At 68.0% G+C, this 2,333-nt stretch carries 2 protein-coding genes; both read right to left on the reverse strand.

What is annotated here, in order from left to right:
* The coding region (locus ACIPIA_RS14500) for a peptidoglycan L,D-endopeptidase MepK (protein ID WP_400510563.1) at positions 1-825 on the reverse strand (825 nt) is incomplete at its 3' end.
* A 236-nt stretch (positions 826-1,061) separates the two neighbouring features.
* A partial coding sequence (locus ACIPIA_RS14505; protein ID WP_400510565.1) for a L,D-transpeptidase family protein occupies positions 1,062-2,333 on the reverse strand: 1,272 nt, incomplete at its 5' end.

Genomic DNA, 2,333 nt, shown 5'->3' on the forward strand with positions numbered 1-2,333 from the left:
ATAGGCCATGACGGTCGGTTGCGCCCTGGGCGCGCTGCGCCGGCCGCGGGTCGGCCGGGCGTCGGCTTCCTCGTCGTCGCCGCCGAAGAGGGCGGCCCAGAAGCTCTTGCGTCCGGACGCCATGACCGCGCCTTCGTCGAAATCGGCCGTCGCATAGCCCGCGACCGCACCGCCACCGGAGAGAATTTCCGCCTTGGCGAGCTCGTAGCCGCCGAGGGGTTGCCCATCTGCCGGCAGATGCACGGTCTTCTCGTCCGGGAAGAGACGCACGAGCTGGTCGCGCGTCATGCGCGGCCAGGACCGGACCGAGCCGACGTCGAGATGGACGAAGGGCGTGTGCGCGTTGGGGTAGAACCCGACGCCGCCACGCTGCAGGCGCATGCCGATCTCGCGGATGCGCGCGGTCGGCGTATCCGGCAGATAGAAGTCCATCGCCTTGCCGAGCGTGTGCTGGCTGTGCTTGGCGACGGCACGTGAACGCCGGCGGAGCATGGCGTTCGTGCCCGGCGCGCGATATGCGGAGACGACATGGAAGGGCTGGTCCGAGCCGAGCTGGCGCTGCACCTCCCAGACCACGTCGAACAGCCGCGGGTCCATGCGGATCGGCTCGTCGGTGCGCCAGTCGCGCAGGGCCCAGTTCAGTTTTTCCAGCGCTGCCGAATCGTAGCGCCCGTCACGCTTGAAGGTGACGGTCGTCTCCTCCTTGGTGTGCATGTGCCGGATCGTGATCGTGCGGGTGTCGCCGAAGGCGGCGGCCTTGTCCGTGCTGCGGACCGTCACGACCAGGGCGACGCAGGCCAGGCCCAGCGTCAGGAAGCGGCGCATTGCAGGCTTCGAGCCGGGCGGCAACCATCCCGCAAGCTTGGCGTTGATCCTGCCCAATCTGTCTGACCCGTCTCGGTGCCCCCGCCGAAGCGGCGCGATGAACGTGAACGAACAGTTGCGGAGAAGGGTTAACGGCTCGTTAGCAAGCCGGCAATCACTGCCCCCGAATTTTCTGGGATCATGTGGCTAAAGACGGATAATGGCAAAAAAAGAGCCCGCCTTGCGGCGGGCTCATTTCAGCCACGTTGTTCCAGGGCCTGCCGCACCATGCGGTGGAAGCCGTAGACATCGTCGAAGCGAGTGACGTGGCCATCCGCGCCGACAACGATCGTGTTGTAGACGAGATGGATCGCGAGAGGCTGCGGCAGGTTGATCCGCCGCTCGCCCGAGCCGATCAGGCGCTTGAGACGTTCATGCGTCCATTCGGGGCCGAGCACCTGGTCGGCCAGCGCGAAGGGGTTTTCGACGCGCACGCAGCCATGGCTGAGCGCACGGCGCTCGCCGGCGAAGAGCCGGCGGTTCGGCGTGTCGTGCAGATAGACCGCATGCTCGTTCGGGAACATGAACTTGATCCAGCCGAGCGCGTTACGCTCACCCGGTGGCTGGCGCACCGAGATGCCACCGCCCTTGGTCCGGGTTACGACATAGCCGCGCTTGGCCGCGTAATCCGGATCGGCCGCCAGGCCGGGAAGGAATTCCTTCTTCAGGATCGAGGGCGGCACGTACCAGGACGGGTTGACGATGACGTGGTCCATCTTGTGCGAGAAGATGGGCGTCGCCGATTCCGGCTTGCCGATGATGGTGCGGGCCTCGTGCACCACCTTGCCGGAGCGGATCACGCGTACGCGCATCTCCGGCACGTTGACCATGATGTGGTCGGTGCCGAGATCGGGCGGGAGCCAGCGCCAGCGCTCCATCTGCGCGACGATGTCCTCCTCGCCGCGCGCGGTCGCGGGCTTGCCCAGGGCTGCGAGCGTCCGTTCGCTCAGAATGCCGTTGGCCGGCAGCCCTGCCTTCTTCTGGAAGTCGGCAAGGGCCAGCGAGGTCGAGCGGTCGAAGACCGGTTCCTCGCTCGGGCCGAGGCCGAGGCGTGCGCGCACCAGCGGAACGCGCTCGTCGCGCATGCCGAGCTTGAGTGGCGGGCCGGCGGGGATGCGCACCAGCGGCGTGTCGTCGAGATGTTCGCGCATCTCCGCGAGCTTTGCCTTGAGGCGCCGATAGCCCTCATGCGGCGGGTTGTAGGCGGCGAGAACCGCGCCGGCATCGCCGGCGCCGGCAAGCTCGGATAGCACTTCGGTTGCCGACGGCAGGTAGAGCGTCGGCGTGATCAGCTTCGAAAGGCGGCGCGGGTCGATGCGGCCGCCGCGGGCGTCGCGGGCATAGAGCACGGCGAGCGCGGAGAGGCGGATATCGGCCTCGGCGAGCTTGGCCTTGTCGCTGGCCTCGAATGCGGGGAGGGGGTAGTCGCCGGGCCGCAGGCCATCGTCGCTGGCGCGGCCGAGCTGCGC

It is taken from the genome of Allobosea sp. CER48, assembly GCF_044752385.1.
Taxonomy (GTDB): Bacteria; Pseudomonadota; Alphaproteobacteria; order Rhizobiales; family Beijerinckiaceae; genus Allobosea.